The organism is Cellulosimicrobium sp. CUA-896 (genome assembly GCF_001942335.1).
Taxonomy (GTDB): Bacteria; Actinomycetota; Actinomycetes; order Actinomycetales; family Cellulomonadaceae; genus Cellulosimicrobium.
On the sequence record NZ_MKKH01000001.1, the window covers coordinates 89,650 to 105,347 of the forward strand.

Annotated in this window: 10 protein-coding genes and 4 pseudogenes; 10 read left to right on the forward strand and 4 right to left on the reverse strand. The window is 75.9% G+C overall.

Annotated elements, in window-relative coordinates; genetic code table 11:
• Positions 1–215: 215 nt before the first annotated feature.
• Positions 216–1,183 (forward strand): annotated as a pseudogene (locus BJF88_RS00400) (LCP family protein).
• A 499-nt stretch (positions 1,184–1,682) separates the two neighbouring features.
• On the forward strand, positions 1,683–2,588 hold the full coding sequence (locus BJF88_RS20695; protein WP_075827334.1) for an LCP family protein: 906 nt from the start codon (positions 1,683–1,685) through the stop codon (positions 2,586–2,588).
• 24 nt (positions 2,589–2,612) lie between these two features.
• Here the strand turns inward: BJF88_RS20695 and purE are convergent, their stop codons facing one another.
• A complete protein-coding gene (gene purE / locus BJF88_RS00410; RefSeq protein WP_075827349.1) occupies positions 2,613–3,104 on the reverse strand; it encodes a 5-(carboxyamino)imidazole ribonucleotide mutase in 492 nt (163 codons plus the stop codon).
• 26 nt (positions 3,105–3,130) lie between these two features.
• The gene (locus BJF88_RS00415; protein ID WP_075827350.1) at positions 3,131–4,384 is read right to left on the reverse strand and encodes a 5-(carboxyamino)imidazole ribonucleotide synthase; all 1,254 of its coding nucleotides are present in this window, start codon (positions 4,382–4,384) and stop codon (positions 3,131–3,133) included.
• A gap of 105 nt (positions 4,385–4,489) precedes the next feature.
• Between BJF88_RS00415 and BJF88_RS00420 the strand changes: the two genes are divergently transcribed.
• Positions 4,490–5,047, forward strand: a complete 558-nt coding sequence (locus BJF88_RS00420) for a GtrA family protein (RefSeq protein WP_075827335.1) — start codon at positions 4,490–4,492, stop codon at positions 5,045–5,047.
• A 10-nt stretch (positions 5,048–5,057) separates the two neighbouring features.
• On the opposite strand, the pseudogene BJF88_RS00425 reads toward BJF88_RS00420, so the two are convergent.
• Both BJF88_RS00425 and BJF88_RS00430 read right to left on the reverse strand, forming a co-directional pair.
• A pseudogene (locus BJF88_RS00425) lies at positions 5,058–6,385 on the reverse strand (ATP-binding protein).
• A 35-nt stretch (positions 6,386–6,420) separates the two neighbouring features.
• Complete coding sequence (locus BJF88_RS00430) at positions 6,421–7,104, reverse strand: response regulator transcription factor (RefSeq protein WP_075827336.1); 684 nt, start codon at positions 7,102–7,104, stop codon at positions 6,421–6,423.
• Between the two features lie 106 nt (positions 7,105–7,210).
• Here BJF88_RS00430 and BJF88_RS00435 point away from each other — a divergent pair, with 106 nt between their 5' ends.
• The 7 genes and pseudogenes from BJF88_RS00435 to BJF88_RS20700 all read left to right on the forward strand — a co-directional run.
• On the forward strand, positions 7,211–8,251 hold the full coding sequence (locus tag BJF88_RS00435) for a sensor histidine kinase (RefSeq protein WP_075827337.1): 1,041 nt from the start codon (positions 7,211–7,213) through the stop codon (positions 8,249–8,251).
• Positions 8,233–8,445, forward strand: a pseudogene (locus tag BJF88_RS22760) (ATP-binding protein); the annotation flags it as partial. The gene BJF88_RS00435 and the pseudogene BJF88_RS22760, both read left to right, overlap by 19 nt.
• A gap of 157 nt (positions 8,446–8,602) precedes the next feature.
• Positions 8,603–9,478 carry a response regulator transcription factor gene (locus tag BJF88_RS00445; RefSeq protein WP_083648737.1) on the forward strand — a complete coding sequence of 292 codons (876 nt, stop codon included), beginning with the start codon at positions 8,603–8,605 and terminating at the stop codon, positions 9,476–9,478.
• Positions 9,479–9,547: 69 nt separating this feature from the next.
• Positions 9,548–10,410, forward strand: a pseudogene (locus BJF88_RS00450) (ABC transporter ATP-binding protein).
• Positions 10,410–11,495, forward strand: coding sequence for an FtsX-like permease family protein (locus tag BJF88_RS22765; RefSeq protein ID WP_369824424.1), 1,086 nt, complete (start codon positions 10,410–10,412; stop codon positions 11,493–11,495). The pseudogene BJF88_RS00450 and the gene BJF88_RS22765 overlap by 1 nt, the downstream one beginning before the upstream one ends.
• Positions 11,468–12,964, forward strand: coding sequence for an FtsX-like permease family protein (locus BJF88_RS22770; RefSeq protein ID WP_369824425.1), 1,497 nt, complete (start codon positions 11,468–11,470; stop codon positions 12,962–12,964). The genes BJF88_RS22765 and BJF88_RS22770 overlap by 28 nt, the downstream gene beginning before the upstream one ends.
• A gap of 1,758 nt (positions 12,965–14,722) precedes the next feature.
• Positions 14,723–15,698 (forward strand): FtsK/SpoIIIE domain-containing protein (locus BJF88_RS20700; protein WP_255371605.1); only part of this gene is annotated, 976 nt, incomplete at its 3' end.

The window sequence follows — 15,698 nt, forward strand, 5'->3', positions numbered from 1 at the left end:
TCTTCGTGGGGGTTGGCGGGGCGACGGCGCTGTCCCGGTTCACCGGCAACATCGACGCCGTCGACGCCGAGGCGCTGCTGGGCGAGGACCGGCCGCAGCCCGCATCCCCGGATCCTGCGGACCCGAATGCGGGAGCCGCCCTCAACATCCTGCTCATGGGGAGCGACGACCGCTCGGGAGCGAACGCGAGCGTGGTGGACGACCAGACCGAAGGCATGCGGTCGGACACCACGATCGTGCTGCACGTGTCGGCTGACCGCTCCCGGGTCGAGCTCGTGTCGATCCCCCGTGACTCGACCGTGGACGTGCCGTCGTGCCCGACGACGTCGGGCCGCACGACGAACCCGATGTCCGGGACGAAGTTCAACGCGGCGTTCGCGGCGGGCGCCGACCTCGGCGGGGACGTCGCGTCCGGGGCTTTGTGCAGCATGCGGACCGTCGAGAGTCTCACCGACGTCCGTCTGGACGCTTCGTCGTCGTCGACTTCGCCGGCTTCCGGTCCATGATCGACGCGCTGGGCGGTGTCGAACTCTGCATCCCCGAGCCGGTCCACTCCCCCAAGGCGAACAACCTCGCGCTCCCCGCCGGAAAGCAGGTGCTCGACGGCGCCACCGCGCTGAGCTATGCCCGTGCTCGGACCGGGCAGGGTCTCGGCAACGGCTCGGACCTCGACCGGATCGGCCGGCAGCAGGAGCTCATGGCTGCGCTGGTGCGCGGCGTTCTCGACAAGAACCTGCTCACCGACGCCGGCGCGCTCCTGCGCTTCCTGGACGCAGTGACGAAGTCGCTCACGGCGAGCGACGAGTTCTCCTCCGCGACCGGACTCGCCGGGCTCGCTCTGAGCGCGCGGGATATCGATCTTGGCAGCATCTCCTTCATGACCGTTCCGTACGCGACCGACCCGTCCAACCCGAACAACGTCGTCTGGACGTCCGAGGCGGCTGACCTGTGGGAGGACGTTCGGGACGACCGTCCGATCGGCGACCCTGCCGCCTCGTCCGCCGGTGACGTCGCCGACGCCGGCGACACCGCTCCGGACCGGACCACGGGGACCGAGATAAAGGCCGGAGGGAGCGAAGGGACCGTAGACACGGAGTCCTCGCCGCAGCCTGCCCCCGCGCAGACGAAGAACCCTGGCGAGGAGGCCTTCTCGGCAGCGGACGTCACATCGGTCTGCGGGTGATCGCGCAATGACACCTGACACCCCGGACGCGAACCGACGACCGCCCAGCTTCACGCCCCAGGGCGGCCGGTCACCTCGACCGTCCTCCGTGAACGATGCGATCGCCGTGGGCAATGGGGAGCCGTCGACGGCACGCCCCGCCCGCCCGGCCGCGGACCCGGCGCGTCCCGAGGCACGGATCCGTCGCCAGTCCTCACGTGAGGTCCCCCAGACGCCGGGGCGCCAAAGCTCGGTCCCGCCGGCGTCCCCGACGCCGGCGCCGAGGCAGACCCGGCAGCAGCCCCGTGGCGCTCAGGCGCCGCCAAGCGTCGCGCCAGCGGGGGTGCGGCGGGCAGCCGGCACGCCACGCACCCCGGCGCCCTCGGGAACGGTCGGCGCCCAGCACCGGCCGCGCCAGACTCGGCCCGGTAACGGGCGGCCGGTCCCGAGCGGGCCGCCGATGGGCCGCGCTGCGGGCTTCCGCGTCCGCAGGGCCCGCGTGGCACTCGTCGTGACCTGCATGGTACTGGCACTGCTGCTCGCCTGGCCGATCGGGCTCCTCGTGTGGGCCAACGGCAAGATCCAGCACGTCGAGGCCCTGTCCGGCGCACCGGGCACGCCGGGAACCACCTACCTCCTCGCCGGTTCGGACGCGCGCGGCGACGTCATCGCCGAGGACGGCACCGAGGGCGCGCGCACGGACACGATCATGCTGCTGCACGCCCCGGCGTCCGGGCCCGTCTCGCTCATCAGCCTTCCCCGGGATACGTATGCCGAGATCCCCGACAACGGCCCCAGCAAGTTGAACTCCGCGTACGCATGGGGCGGACCGCCTCTCCTGGTCCGCGCCGTGGAGCAGCTGTCCGGGCTGACGGTGGACCACTACGTCGAGGTCGGGTTCGGCGGGGTCCAGGGTGTGGTCGACGCTCTCGGAGGTGTCGAGCTCTGCCTCGACTACGACGTGAACGACCCGAACAGCGGCCTGGTGTGGACCGCCGGGTGCCACATGGCAGACGGTCGGACGGCCATCGCCTTCTCCCGCATGCGCTACGCCGACCCGAAGGGTGACATCGGACGCGCGGAGCGGCAGCGCCAGGTCATCGGCGCGGTCAGCACCAAGGCCGCGGACGCGAGCATCTTGTTCCGGCCGGGCGACCAGGTCTCGCTCCTCGACGCCGGGATCGGCGCGCTGACCGTCGACGAGGACACGGGCATCGTCGACCTCGGCAGGCTCGCGCTCGCGTTCCGCGCGGCCAACGGGCCTGGCGGCGTGACCGGCACGCCGCCGATCGGCAACCCGGACTACCGTCCCGGGAACATCGGGTCGACGGTGCAGCTCGATCCCGAGCTGGCTCCGCAGTTCTGGTCGGACGTCCGCGACGGCAATCTGTCCCCGGGACAGGTGGGAGGCCTGCCGCAGCCCTGACGCGGCGGCAGGCTCGGGGCTCGCTCAGCGCTCGCCCGCACGCCCTTCCCGCAGTCGCGCACCCTTCGCGCGCGCCTGGTCGCCCAGGTCCTGCTGGAAGGCCACCATCCGCTCGCGGAGGCGCACCGCGTCGTCGTCCGTCCCGGACGCGAGGATGCGCGCGGCAAGCAGCCCGGCGTTGCGCGCCCCGCCGACGGACACGGTGGCGACGGGGACGCCGGCGGGCATCTGGACGATGGACAGCAGGGAGTCCATGCCGTCGAGGTGCCGGAGCGGCACGGGCACGCCGATGACGGGCAGGGGCGTGACGGCGGCGAGCATGCCGGGCAGGTGGGCCGCTCCCCCGGCGCCGGCGACGACGACGCGCAGGCCGCGGTCGGCGGCGGTGCGGCCGTAGTCGATCATCTCGACGGGCATGCGGTGCGCGGAGACGACGTCGACCTCGACGGGCACGTCGAACTCGGCGAGTGCGTCGGCGGCTGCCTGCATGACGGGCCAGTCGGAGTCGGACCCCATGACGATGCCGACGATCGGGTTCTGGGTCACGGTCGGTGCTCCTCGTCGTCCGGGTGGTCGGGGTGCTCGCCGCGCAGGATCGCGGCGGCGGCCAGCGCGCGGCGGCGCACCTCGTCGAGGTCGTCGCCGCTGACGTTGACGTGGCCGAGCTTGCGGCCGGGGCGCACGTCCTTGCCGTACAGGTTCACCCGGGCGTCCGGGAAGGCACCGAGCACGTCGGGCAGCGCGGAGGTGAGCTCGTCGAGCGTGGACCCGAGGACGTTGGCCATGACGGTCCAGGGCGCGGTCGCGCTGGTGTCGCCGAGCGGCAGGTCGAGCACGGCGCGCAGGTGCTGCTCGAACTGGCTCGTCACGGCACCGTCGATGGTCCAGTGCCCGGAGTTGTGGGGGCGCATGGCGAGCTCGTTGACGAGGACGCGCGGTCCGTCGTCGTCCGGTCCCCCGGCGACCTCGAACATCTCGACGGCGAGCACGCCGGTCACGCCGAGCCCTTCGGCGATGCGCACGGCGGCGTCGCGGGCGTGCGCGGCCTCGGCGTCGGTGAGCCCGGGCGCGGGTGCGACCACCTCGGCGCACACGCCGTCGCGCTGGATCGACTCGACCACGGGCCAGGTGCGGACCTCGCCGCGGCCGTCCTCGCCGCCGGACGGTCGCCGGGCGACGAGCACGGCGAGCTCGCGCGTGAACGGCACCTTCTCCTCCACGAGGAGCGCCGGGCCGCCGGACGCGGCGGCGTCGATCCACTCGGCGACCTGGTCCGCTCCCCCACCGGCGGTGGTGACCACGCGGACGCCCTTGCCGTCGTAGCCGCCGCGCGACGTCTTGACGACGGCCTCGCCCCCGACGTCGGCCAGGAACTCCGCGAGGGCCGCGCGTGCCGCGTCGGGCTCGTTGGGCAGCGCCGCCCAGCGCGGGCACGGGACGCCGAGCGCGGTCAGGCGCCGGCGCATGACGATCTTGTCCTGGGCGTGAACGAGCGCCTCGGGTCCCGGGCGCACCGGCGTGCCGTGCTCGAGGAGGTCCGTCAGCAGTCCGTTCGGGACGTGCTCGTGCTCGAACGTGAGGACGGCGGCCGGCGCGCCGTCGGCCGGGGCGATGAGCGCGCGGATCGCCGCCTCGTCGGACGCGGCGCCCATGGGCGCGTCCGCCACCACCTGGGCCGCCGACGTCCCGGGCGCCTCGACGAGCACCCGCAGGTGCACGCCCAGCTCCCCGGCCGCCGGGGCCATCATCCGTGCGAGCTGTCCGCCGCCGACCACCGCGATCACTGGTGCTGCCACGTGCACCCACCCTAGTGCCTGCGGCCCGGACGCCCGGTCGGGTGCCACGACGCGGACGCCCCGCGCGCCCGGCGTCCTCGACGGCGCGCCCGGTAGGCTCGGCGGATGGCCTCCGTCCCGTCCCGGCCGCGCCAGCGGCTCGCCGACCGCGTGCGCGAGCTCGCGAAGTTCGGCTCGGTGGGCGCGGTCGCGTACGTCGTGGACCTGGGGCTGTTCAACCTCCTGAGCTTCGGTCCCGGCGAGCTGCTCGGGCACAAGCCGCTCACGGCGAAGGTGGTCTCGGTCGCGGTCGCGACGCTCGTCGCGTGGCTGGGAAACCGCCACTGGACGTTCGCCGCGCGCCGCACGGCGACCCGGGGGCGCGAGCTGGCGGCGTTCATCGTGGTGAACGTCGGCGGCATGCTCGTCGCGGTCGGCTGCCTCGCGTTCTCCACCTACGTGCTGGGGCTGACGTCGCCGCTCGCGAAGAACGTGTCGGCGAACGTGGTGGGGCTCGCCCTCGGCACCGCGTTCCGGTACGTCGCCTACCGGCGCCTCGTCTTCACGGGCACGCCGGCGGTAGGCGAGCACAGCGGGGACGGCATGGACGGCATGGACGGCGCGGACGGCGAGGGCGCTGTCGACGCGCTCGAGTCGGAGCGCACCGGCACCCCTTCGACGTGACGCCGCGTCGTCAGCGCTTGCGGCGCCGACGACGCCCCGAGGGGACCGCCGTGCCCATGGGCAGCACGACGCGCGGGTCGAGCCGGCGCGGCACCCCCGCGAGGAACAGCGCGAACACCGGGGGCCGTCGCTGCGCCAGCTCGAGCCGCCCGCCGTCCGCCGCGGCGAGGTCGCGGGCGAGCGCCAGACCGAGCCCGGTGCCGGCACCGGACGTGACCTCGCGCTCGAAGATGCGGGGGGCGAGGTCGTCGGGGACCCCCGGGCCCTCGTCCGAGACCTCCGTGACCACGGCGCCGCTCGTGCTCGACGGACGCGCGCGCACCGTCGTCGTGCCGCCGCCGTGCTTGAGCGAGTTCTCGAGCAGCGTCGCGAGCACCTGCGCGAGGGCGCCGGGCGTCGCGAGCACCTGGCAGCGCGCGGGGATGTCGACGACGAGCCGGCGCCCGGCCTTCTCGAAGGTCGGCAGCCACTCCTCCTCCTGCTGGCGTACGACGTCGAGCAGGTCCACGGCCTCCGTCGTCCCGCCCTGCGACCGGCGCGAGGAGGCGAGCAGGTCGTCCACGACGCCGACGAGGCGCTCGACCTGCTCGAGCGAGATGCGCGCCTCCTCCTGGACCGCGGGGTCGTCGGACGCGAGCGAGATCTCCTCGAGGCGCATGCTCAGCGCGGTGAGAGGGGTGCGGAGTTGGTGGGAGGCGTCGGCGGCGAACTGGCGCTCCGCGGCGAGGCGGCCGGCGAGCCGGTCGGAGCTGCGCGCGAGCTCGGCCGCGACGAGGTCGATCTCCTCGACCCCGGACGGCTCGACGCGCGGGCGCACCTGGCCGGAGCCGAGCTGCTCGGCCGACGCGGCGAGGTAGACGAGCGGGGCGGACAGCCGGTTCGCCTGCCACACCGCCATGCCGATCCCCGCGGCGAACGCGACGACGGACGCCGCGACCACGAGGATGACCACCTGCGCGGCCGTCCAGTAGGCCGCCCAGTACGACACGGACATGTCGACGATCGCGCCGGTCTCGGACGTCGCGACCTTGCGGATCTCGCGCCCGGTCACGTCCTCGCCGGCCCGCAGCACCGTGCCGTCGGGGAGCTGGACGTACACCGACGCCGCGATGTCCGCGCCCGACGACTGGACGGCGTCCTCGATGATGCGTCCGGGATCTCCTCGTCCGCCGCGATCCGGCGGTCGATGCGGGTCGCCAGGCGGTCGGCGCGCGCCTGCACCTCGTCCGCCTCGCCCTGCAGGACGAGCTGCGCCCCGAAGAAGGCGAGCGGGAACCCGAGCAGGATCACCGCGACGGCGACCGCCGCCACCGTCGCCTGCAGCATCCGCCGGCGCACGCTGCTCCTCGACCTCCCCGGCCCGCGCAGGCGCGTCAGCTCTCGCCGGTCTCGAAGCGGAAGCCGAGCCCGCGGACCGTCGAGATGTAGCGCGGAGAGTTCGCGTCGTCGCCGAGCTTGCGGCGCAGCCAGGACACGTGCATGTCGAGCGTCTTCGTGGAGCCGACGGGCTCGGATCCCCAGACGTCGCGCATCAGCGCGTCGCGCACGACGACCGACCCGGCGCTGGCCACGAGCACGCGCAGGAGCTCGAACTCCTTCGTCGTCAGGTGCAGCTCGCGCTCGCCCTGGAACGCGCGGTGCGCGGAGACGTCGATGCGCACGTCCTGGGCGGCGAGGTCCTCCTCGTCCCCCGTCTCGCCGTGGCTGCGGCGCAGCAGCGCCCGCACGCGCGCGAGCAGCTCCGCGAGACGGAACGGCTTGGTCACGTAGTCGTCGGCCCCGGCGTCCAGGCCCACGACGAGGTCGACCTCGTCCGCACGCGCCGTCAGCACGAGGACGGGCGTGGTGAGACCCTTGTGGCGGATCTCGCGTGCGACGTCGAGCCCGTCCATGTCCGGGAGGCCCAGGTCGAGCACCACGATGTCCGCCGCGCTCGCGGAGTCGATCGCCCCTTGACCGGTTCCTTGGACGACGACGTCGTAACCCTCACGAGTCAGCGCACGTGCCAAAGGTTCGGCAATCGCCGGGTCGTCCTCCGCTAGCAGTACGTGGGTCATTCGCTCATGCTAGGGCATCCGTACGACTTCGGGCCTATCGTGTCGCGGCCCGTCTGCAACCGTGGGCGGACGCCGTCGCGACCCCTCCCTGCCTACCCTGGGCGCCATGGGGTGGTACGCGCGGCTCGGGCAGTGGTCCGACAGGAACCAGTTCGCCGTCGACCTCTCCGTCACGCTCCTCGCCGCGCTCGTCGTCGTCCCGGCGTCGGCCGCGTTCGCGCCGAACGCGGGCGCCGTCGGCGCGGACCTCAGCGGGTGGTGGGGCGCGTTCTGGGCGCTCGCCGTCCTCGCCCCGCTGCCCTGGCGGCGCACCCGACCCGTCGCGTCGGCGGTCGCTGTGCTCGCCGCGGCCCTCGGACACCTCCTCGCGGGCTACCTGCTGCTCATGCCCGCCGACCTCGCGGTCCTCGTGGCGCTCTACTCCGTCACCGTCTACGGACCGCGCTGGGCGCACCGCACGGCGATCGCGTCGGCGCTCCTCGGCGCGCTCGTGCTCGGCGTCGCGCTCGGGCTGCAGACGGGCCGCCTCGCGGATCTCGCCATGACGGTCCTCTTCTCCTCGACCTTCGGCGGCGTGACGTTCCTCGCCGTGTGGGCCTTCGGCCTCGCGCGGCGCTCGCGGCGCGAGACCATCGCCGCGCTCGTCGACCGGGCCGAGCGTCTCGAGGTCGAGCGCGACCAGCAGGCGCAGATCGCCACCGCGGCCGAGCGCGCCCGCATCGCGCGGGAGATGCACGACATCGTCGCCCACTCGCTGTCCGTGATCATCGCCCAGGCCGACGGCGGTCGGTACGCCGCGTCCGCGGACCCGGCGGCGGCGCAGCGCGCGCTGACGACGGTCTCCGAGACGGGGCGGGCGGCCCTGTCGGACATGCGCCGGCTCCTCGGCGTGCTGCGCGCGGACGCGCCGCGCGCCCCGCTCGCCCCGGTCTCCCGCCACGACCCCGGCCCCGAGCCCGGTGCCGGCTCGACCACTGTCCCCGCGGCGCTCGAGCGCACGCCGCAGCCCGACACGGCCGACCTCGAGCAGCTCGTCGCCCAGGTGCGCGACAGCGGCCTGCGGGTCTCGCTCGTCCGGGTCGGGCAGGCCCGCACCCTCCCGCCGGCGCCGGGCTCACGGTTTACCGCGTGTGCCAGGAGGCGCTGACGAACGTCCTCAAGCACGCAGGGCCGGACCCGACGGTCACGGTCGTCGTGCGGTGGGGCGCGACCGCCCTCGACCTCGAGGTCGACGACGACGGGCGCGGTGCCTCCGCGGACGCGCCCACGGACGCCGCGCGGCACTCCGGCGGCTACGGTCTGCTCGGGATGCGCGAGCGCGCCGCGCTCTTCGGCGGCACGGTGAGCGTCGGCCCGCGACCCGGCGGCGGCTTCCGGGTCCACCTGACCCTTCCCGTCCCCGCCGCGGCGGCCGGCCCGGCCGCTGCGCGCGACGGCCGGCACCGCCTCCTCCGCCGCCTCCGCCCACCCGACCCCTCGCACCGACCGACAGGACGCCATGACCGACGCCGCTCCCCTCCCCCCGGGCCCCCTCGCCCCGGACGCCGCCGCGACCGCTCCCGTGCGCATCGCCCTCGTCGACGACCAGCAGCTCGTGCGCGCCGGGTTCCGGATGGTCATCGACTCGCAGCCGGACCTGGAGGTCGCCGTCGAGGCCGGGGACGGCCTCCAGGCGCTGCGCCTCCTCGCCGACCACGCGGTCGACGTCGTGCTCATGGACGTCCGCATGCCGAACCTCGACGGTCTGCAGACCACCGCCCGGCTCACGGCGGCGGCCGCCGACGGGGGGTACGCGCCCAAGGTCATCGTGCTGACGACGTTCGACCTCGACGAGTACGTCCTCGAGGCCATCCGCTCGGGCGCGAGCGGCTTCCTGCTCAAGGATGCGCCGCCCGAGGAGATGCTCGCCGCGATCCGCACGGTGCACCGTGGCGACGCCGTCATCGCGCCGTCGTCCACCCGCCGGCTGCTGGAGCACCTCGTCACGGCGCTCCCCGTGGACCACGCGCCCGACTCGCCGGAGCACGCGGCCGTCGCGGGCCTGACCGAGCGCGAGCGCGAGGTGCTCCTGCTCATGGCGCGCGGGCGGTCCAACACCGAGATCGCCGCCGAGCTCTTCGTCGCCGAGGCCACCGTCAAGACGCACGTCGGCCGCATCCTCGCCAAGCTCGGCGCGCGCGACCGCGTGCAGGCCGTCGTCACGGCGTACGAGACCGGCTGGTGCGTCCCGGCTCCTGACCCCGCGACCGGTCCGCCCCGCACCGCGTCGGCCCTGGTCGGACGCGACGGGCTGCCCACGTACGACCACGGGATGACCCGCAGCGGCCGGGGACCACCCCGTCGCCGGACGCGGCCGCGAGGTCGCGGTCCGTAGCGTCGAGGACGACCGCCCGGGCGCCGCCCGGGGGGCACCGACCTCATGACGACGAGACCAGGAGACGACGTGGACACGACCGTGTACCGACCCGCCGAGCCCGCACCCGACGGCGGCCCCGGAGCCGGGACGGCCGGACCGCCCGCGGTGCGCGCCCGCGCGCTGCGCAAGACGTACGGCACGGGCGAGCCGCGGTGCACGCGCTCGACGGCGTGGACGTCGACTTCGCACGCGGCCACTTCACCGCGATCATGGGCCCCTCGGGCTCGGGCAAGTCCACGCTCATGCACCTGCTCGCCGGCCTCGACTCGGCGACGAGCGGCCACGCGTTCCTCGGCGACACGGACGTCACGCGTCTCGACGACACCGCGCTCACCCGGCTGCGCCGCGACCGCGTCGGCTTCGTGTTCCAGTCGTTCAACCTGCTGCCGATGTTCACCGCGGAGCAGAACATCACGCTCCCGGTCGAGCTCGCGGGCGGCACCGTGGACCGCGCGTGGTTCGACACGCTCGTGTCGACGCTCGGGCTCGGGCAGCGCCTGACGCACCGGCCGAGCGAGCTCTCCGGTGGCCAGCAGCAGCGCGTCGCGATCGCGCGCGCCCTCATCGCGGCCCCCGAGGTCGTCTTCGCCGACGAGCCGACGGGCAACCTCGACTCGCGCGCGGGCGCCGAGGTGCTGAGCTTCCTGCGCCGCAGCGTCCGTGAGCTGGGCCGCACGATCATCATGGTCACGCACGACCCGACGGCCGCCGCCTACGCGGACCGCGTCGTGCTCATCGCCGACGGACGCATCGCCGGCGACATCGCGGACCCGACGCCCGAGTCGGTCCTCGCCGGGCTCGACGCGCTGCGCACGCTCGACGTGGCCGACGATGCCACGACGGCCACGACGGCCCCCGCCGGCACGGGCACCGGGGCGGTGCGCGCCTGATGCTCCGCCTCACCCTGGCGCAGATGCGCCGCAGCATCGGCCGCCTCGTGGCGGCCGGCGTCGCGATCGTCATCGGGACGGCCTTCGTCGCGGCGACGCTCATCGCGGGCAACGTCATCACGCAGACCACCAACGACTCGATCGCCGCGCAGTACGCGGACGCCGACCTCGTCGTCTCGGCGCCGGACTACCTCACGCCGGACGACGTCGACGCTCTCGAGGGCGTCGAGGGCGTCGACGCCGTCGAGCCGGTCCAGCTCACGTACCTCGACCTGCAGCACGGGGCGAAGCGCGTGTTCCAGATGGCCGTCCCGGCCCCGTCGGACCCCCGCTTCGAGGCGCTCGAGGTCGTCGAGGGCTCCCTGCCGAGCGCCGCCGGCCAGGTCGCGCTCCCCGAGGACGTCGCCGAGCGCCTCGGCGTCGCCGTCGGCGGCACGGTGACGAGCTCGCGCAACGTCTGGGACGCCGCGGCACCGGACGGCGGGACGTACGAGGAGGTCCGCGACCGGCTCACGGTCGTCGGGACCACGGACGACCCCTACGGCGCGTACGCGCAGATGGGCGGCGCCGCGGTCGTCGCGCGCGAGGACCTCGTGGCGTGGGAGTCCGCGCAGGCCACGCCCGACGACCCGGAGCGCACGTACTCGGCCGCGATGGTCGGCCTCGCGCCCGGCACCGAGCTCGAGACGGCGCGCGCCGCGATCGGCGCGCAGGCGCCCGCGGACGCGAAGGCCGTCACGCCCGCCGAGCACGCGCAGGAGCAGGCGCGGCAGCTGACCGGCGACCGGGACGTGTTCACGTTCGTCATCCTCGGCTTCGCCGCCGTCGCGCTCCTCGTGGCGGCGCTCGTCATCGCGAACACCTTCCAGGTGCTCGTCGCCCAGCGCACGCGCACGCTCGCGCTCCTGCGCGCCGTCGGCGCGGACAAGCGCCAGCTCGCCCGGTCGGTGCTCACCGAGGCCACCATCCTCGGCGTCGTGTCGTCCGTCGGCGGCATCCTGCTCGGCGGCCTGCTCACGCAGGTGGCGCTCCTCGTGGCGCGCGGTGCGACCTGGGCGTGCCGATCCCGGCGACGATCACCGTGACGCCGGCGGTCGTGCTCGTCCCCCTGCTCGTCGGCACGGCCGTGACGGTCGTGGCGTCGCTCGCGCCGGCCCGTGCCGCCACGCGCGTCGCCCCGCTCGAGGCCCTGCGCCCCGCGGACGCCCCGACGGTGGCGCGCGGCGGAGGTCGGGTCCGTCTCGTCGTGGCGTCCCTGCTCACCCTGGGCGGCACCGCGCTGCTCGCCGGCGGCATCGCGCTCGGGTACGCCGGCACGCCCGAGGCCGGGATCCTCGTCGGCGTCGCCGGGGGCGCGCTGTCGTTCGTCGGGATCCTCGTGGGCGCCGTGTTCTGGCTGCCCGCGGTCGTCGGCCTCCTCGGCCGCCTGCTCGCCGGCACCGGGTCGACGGCGCGGCTCGCGTCCGCGAACACCCTGCGGAACCCGCGCCGTACCACCGCGACGAGCACCGCGCTGCTCATCGGCGTCACGCTCGTGGCCATGATGTCGACCGGTGCCGCGAGCGCCCGGTCGAGCCTCGACTCGGCGCTCGACGACCAGTACCCGGTCGACGTGCTCGTGGCGACCGACGCCTACGGGGCGACGGGCGACGCCGTGCCGGCGGAGGTCGTGCGCGCCGTGTCGGGCGTGGACGGCGTCGCGCGGGTGGTCGAGCTGAGCGCGGCGGAGGCGACGCTCCCGGACGGCAGCGTCACGAGCGTGCACGGCGTGCACCCCGACCAGGCGCGCGGCGTCGTGCGCTCGCCGGACGAGCTCGAGCAGCTCGCCGCGGGCACCGTGCTGATCCCGCAGAGCGCGGCGGAGCTGTACGGCCTGGCCGACGGTGACGACGTCGAGCTCACGGGACCGGCGGGCGACGTCGTCGAGGTCACGGCACGCGTGGGCGGCGTGGGTGGGTGGCTCCTGACGACCGAGGACCTCCGCGCTCTCGACCCGGAGGCCGTCGTGTCGCGCCTGTGGGTCGGTCTCGACGACCCGCAGGCGGCCACGCAGGTCGTGCCGACGATCCAGGACGCGCTCGTCGAGACCGAGGTCCCGGTCGAGGTCCTCGGTGCGGCGGTCGAGCGCGCGATGATGCAGGACGTCATCGACACGGTGCTGGGCGTCATCGTGGGTCTGCTCGCGGTGGCCGTCGTCATCGCTCTCATCGGCGTGGCGAACACGCTGTCGCTGTCGGTGATCGAGCGGCGCCGCGAGTCCGCGACGCTGCGCGCGATCGGGCTGAGCCGCTCGCAGCTGCGCTGGATGCTCGCGATCGAGGGCATGCTCATCGCCGGGGTGGGCGCGCTGCTCGGCATCGTGCTGGGCCTGCTGTACGGGTGGGCCGGGTCGGCGACCGCGCTCAGCGTCATGGGCGACGTGGCGCTCACGGTGCCGTGGCGCGACATCGCGCTCGTGCTCGTGGTCGCCCTCGCCGCGGGGCTCGTGGCGTCCGTGGTCCCGGGACGGACGGCCGCGCGGACGTCGCCCGTCGCCGCCCTCGCCGTGGACTGACGCCGCGGCGCGGACCGCGGGTGCGCCCCTGGGGACGGTCGTCCACAGGGGCGCACGCGCGTGCTGCGCGGCACCGTGCCTCCGGGGCAGGATCGCCGCGTGCCCCTCCCGACGACCGACGGCCTCCGCGTCACGCTCCACCCGGCGACGGACGTCCTCCTCGACGCGGGGGCACGCCTGGGCGACCTGCGGCCGGCCCTGGCGGGGGCCGCATGCCGGCCCGAGCTGCTCACCGCGCCGTTCCGGGTGGACGGCGTCCCCGTCGACGACGACCACCGGTGCGGCACGCGCCCGCTCCTGCCGGGCGCGACGCTCTCGACGGCGCCGCGCCGCCGGGGTGCCGTGGCGCCCCGGCAGCCGGGATCCCGCGCGCCCGACGTGCTCGCCGCGCCCTGGCACGTCGCCGTGCTCACCGGCGCGGACGCGGGGCGCCTCGTCCCGCTGGGGACCGGGGACGGCACGGGCGTCCGGCGCGGCGTCGTCGTGGTGGACGACCTCGAGGTCCGGTGGTCGCGGGGCCGACGCGGCACGGCCGTGCGCGTCCGCGGCTCCGGGGATGCCCGGCGCGTGCGTGCGCGGGCGGGCGGCGAGGTGGCGGACGACGCGCGGGCGGTCGCCGGACGGCGTGGGCGCCGGCTCCGCCGTCGGGGCGGTGCGGCGTGGCGGACGCGGCACGTCGTCGTGCACCGCGGGTCGGCCTACGCCCTGCGACCGCCGCCCCCTCTCGAGCACCGCCCGCGCGGCGGGCCGCCCGTGCCCGGCCCGGCACCGGTCCCTGCCCCCGAGGCGCCGCGCCCTGGACGACGCACCTCGCCACGGCGCTCACGCCCGCTGTCGCCTCGCTCGCCCTCGCGGTCACGTTCCGGCAGCCGCTGTACGCGCTGCTCGCGCTCGTGGCCGCTCGCCTCCTCGTCCCCGCGCTGCTCGCGCGCGCCGGCGGCGCGCGACCCGGGCGCGCCGGGCACGGCGCGGCCGGAGCGCCCCGGCGCGGACGACGCCGACGCCCCGGACCCGTTGCGCCCACGGCCGGCGGACGTGCTCACCTGGGCGCTGGTCGCGCACCTCGCGCCCGACGTCGGCGCCGGCCGGGTGCTGCCCTGCCGCCGGGCGGCACCCGAGAGGCGGGCGTCGGCGCGGAGCCGGGCGGCGCCACGGAGCCTGGCGGCCCGACGGCGCTCCCCGCGCTGCCGGACGGCTGCGTCGCGGTCGTCGGACCTCGCCCTGCGGCGCTCGCCACGGCGCGGGCGGTGCTCGCCGAGCTGCTCGCGTCGGGCCCGGCGCTCACGGTGCGCCACTCCCCCGCCGCGACCGCGGACTGGGCGTGGTGCCGCTGGCTGCCGCGCGCCGGCGCGACCCGGCGGCTCGACGCCGAGGTGCCGGCGCGCGACACCGCCGACGTGCTCGTCGTGGACGGCTCGCCGGCGCCCGGGGAGCTCGCCGCCGCGTGGGAACGTCTGGGGCCCATCGGGACACGGCTGGTGCTCGTCGCGGCCGACGCGCGGTCCGTGCCGGCGTGGTGCCGCACGGTCCTGCACGTGGGCGACGCGGGCACGACCCTCGTCCGCGCCGACGGCACGCGCACCGCGTGCCCGCGCGTCGCGTCGGGACGGCGTGGGCCGAGGTCCTCGCGCGCCACCTCGCCGCGGCCGACCACCTGGACCGTCTGCGCCCGCCGACGCCGCCGGCACCGACGGCTGCGACCCGGCGGCACGTTCCCTTCCCGGCGACGTCGCGCTCGGCGCGCTGCTGGGCGCGCCGGTGCCGCCCGCGGAGCGGGACGGCGGCGGTCCGGCCGCGGACGGGCCGGACGCCGCACCGACCGACCTCGAGACCTGGGTGGCGAGACGCTGGAAAGACGCCGCGGGGCGCGACCACCGCGCGCTGCGCACGCCGCTCGGCGTGGGCGCGGACGGTGCGGTCGTGAGCGTCGACCTCGTCGCCGACGGCCCCCACGTGCTCGTCGCGGGCACGACGGGCTCCGGGAAGTCCGAGCTGCTGCAGACCCTCGTCGCCGGGCTCGCGCTCGGCCGCTCCCCGGCGGAGCTGACGTTCGCCCTCGTCGACTTCAAGGGCGGGGCGAGCTTCGGTGCCTGCGGCCGGCTGCCGCACGTCGTCGGCCAGGTCACGGACCTCGACGCCGGGCTCGCGGGACGTGCCCTCGCCGGCCTGCGCGCGGAGCTGCACCGCCGGGAACGGGTGCTCGCCGACGCGGGCGCCGCGAGCGTCGACGAGCTGCCCGCCGGCACCCTGCCGCGGCTCGTCGTCGTCATGGACGAGTTCAGGGCCCTCGCCGACGACCTGCCCGACTTCCTCCCGGGGCTGCTGCGCGTCGCGGCGCAGGGACGCTCGCTGGGCGTCCACCTCGTGCTCGCGACGCAGCGACCGGCGGGCGCCGTCAGCGCGGACGTGCGCGCCAACATCACCCTGCGCCTGGCGCTGCGCGTGGTCGACGCCGCGGACTCGCGCGACGTCGTCGACACGCCGCACGCGGCGCTCGTGCCCGCGCGCACGCCGGGCCGCCTCGTCCTGCGCTGCGGCGCAGCCCCGCCCGTCGCCTGCAGTGCGCGCGCGCCGGGGCCGCCGTGCGGGCAGGCACGGCCGGAGCGCGCCCGGCCCCGAGATGGGGGGCGCGCGGGAAGGGAGCACCGGACCGAGCGGCGCTCGGCCCCCACCCCGACGCGCTCTCGTCGTCGTCGACGCGGCGGGCGTGCGCTGGCAGCCCGCGATCGACGTG

What these genes read in the sequence shown, in the direction of transcription:
- BJF88_RS00430 (WP_075827336.1), bottom strand. Translation starts at nt 7,104, where the DNA reads ATGACCCACGTACTGCTAGCGGAGGACGACCCGGCGATTGCCGAACCT.
- BJF88_RS00420 (WP_075827335.1), top strand. Translation starts at nt 4,490, where the DNA reads ATGGCCTCCGTCCCGTCCCGGCCGCGCCAGCGGCTCGCCGACCGCGTG.
- BJF88_RS00445 (WP_083648737.1), top strand. Translation starts at nt 8,603, where the DNA reads ATGACCGACGCCGCTCCCCTCCCCCCGGGCCCCCTCGCCCCGGACGCC.
- purE (WP_075827349.1), bottom strand. Translation starts at nt 3,104, where the DNA reads ATGGGGTCCGACTCCGACTGGCCCGTCATGCAGGCAGCCGCCGACGCA.
- BJF88_RS22765 (WP_369824424.1), top strand. Translation starts at nt 10,410, where the DNA reads ATGCTCCGCCTCACCCTGGCGCAGATGCGCCGCAGCATCGGCCGCCTC.
- BJF88_RS00435 (WP_075827337.1), top strand. Translation starts at nt 7,211, where the DNA reads ATGGGGTGGTACGCGCGGCTCGGGCAGTGGTCCGACAGGAACCAGTTC.
- BJF88_RS20695 (WP_075827334.1), top strand. Translation starts at nt 1,683, where the DNA reads ATGGTACTGGCACTGCTGCTCGCCTGGCCGATCGGGCTCCTCGTGTGG.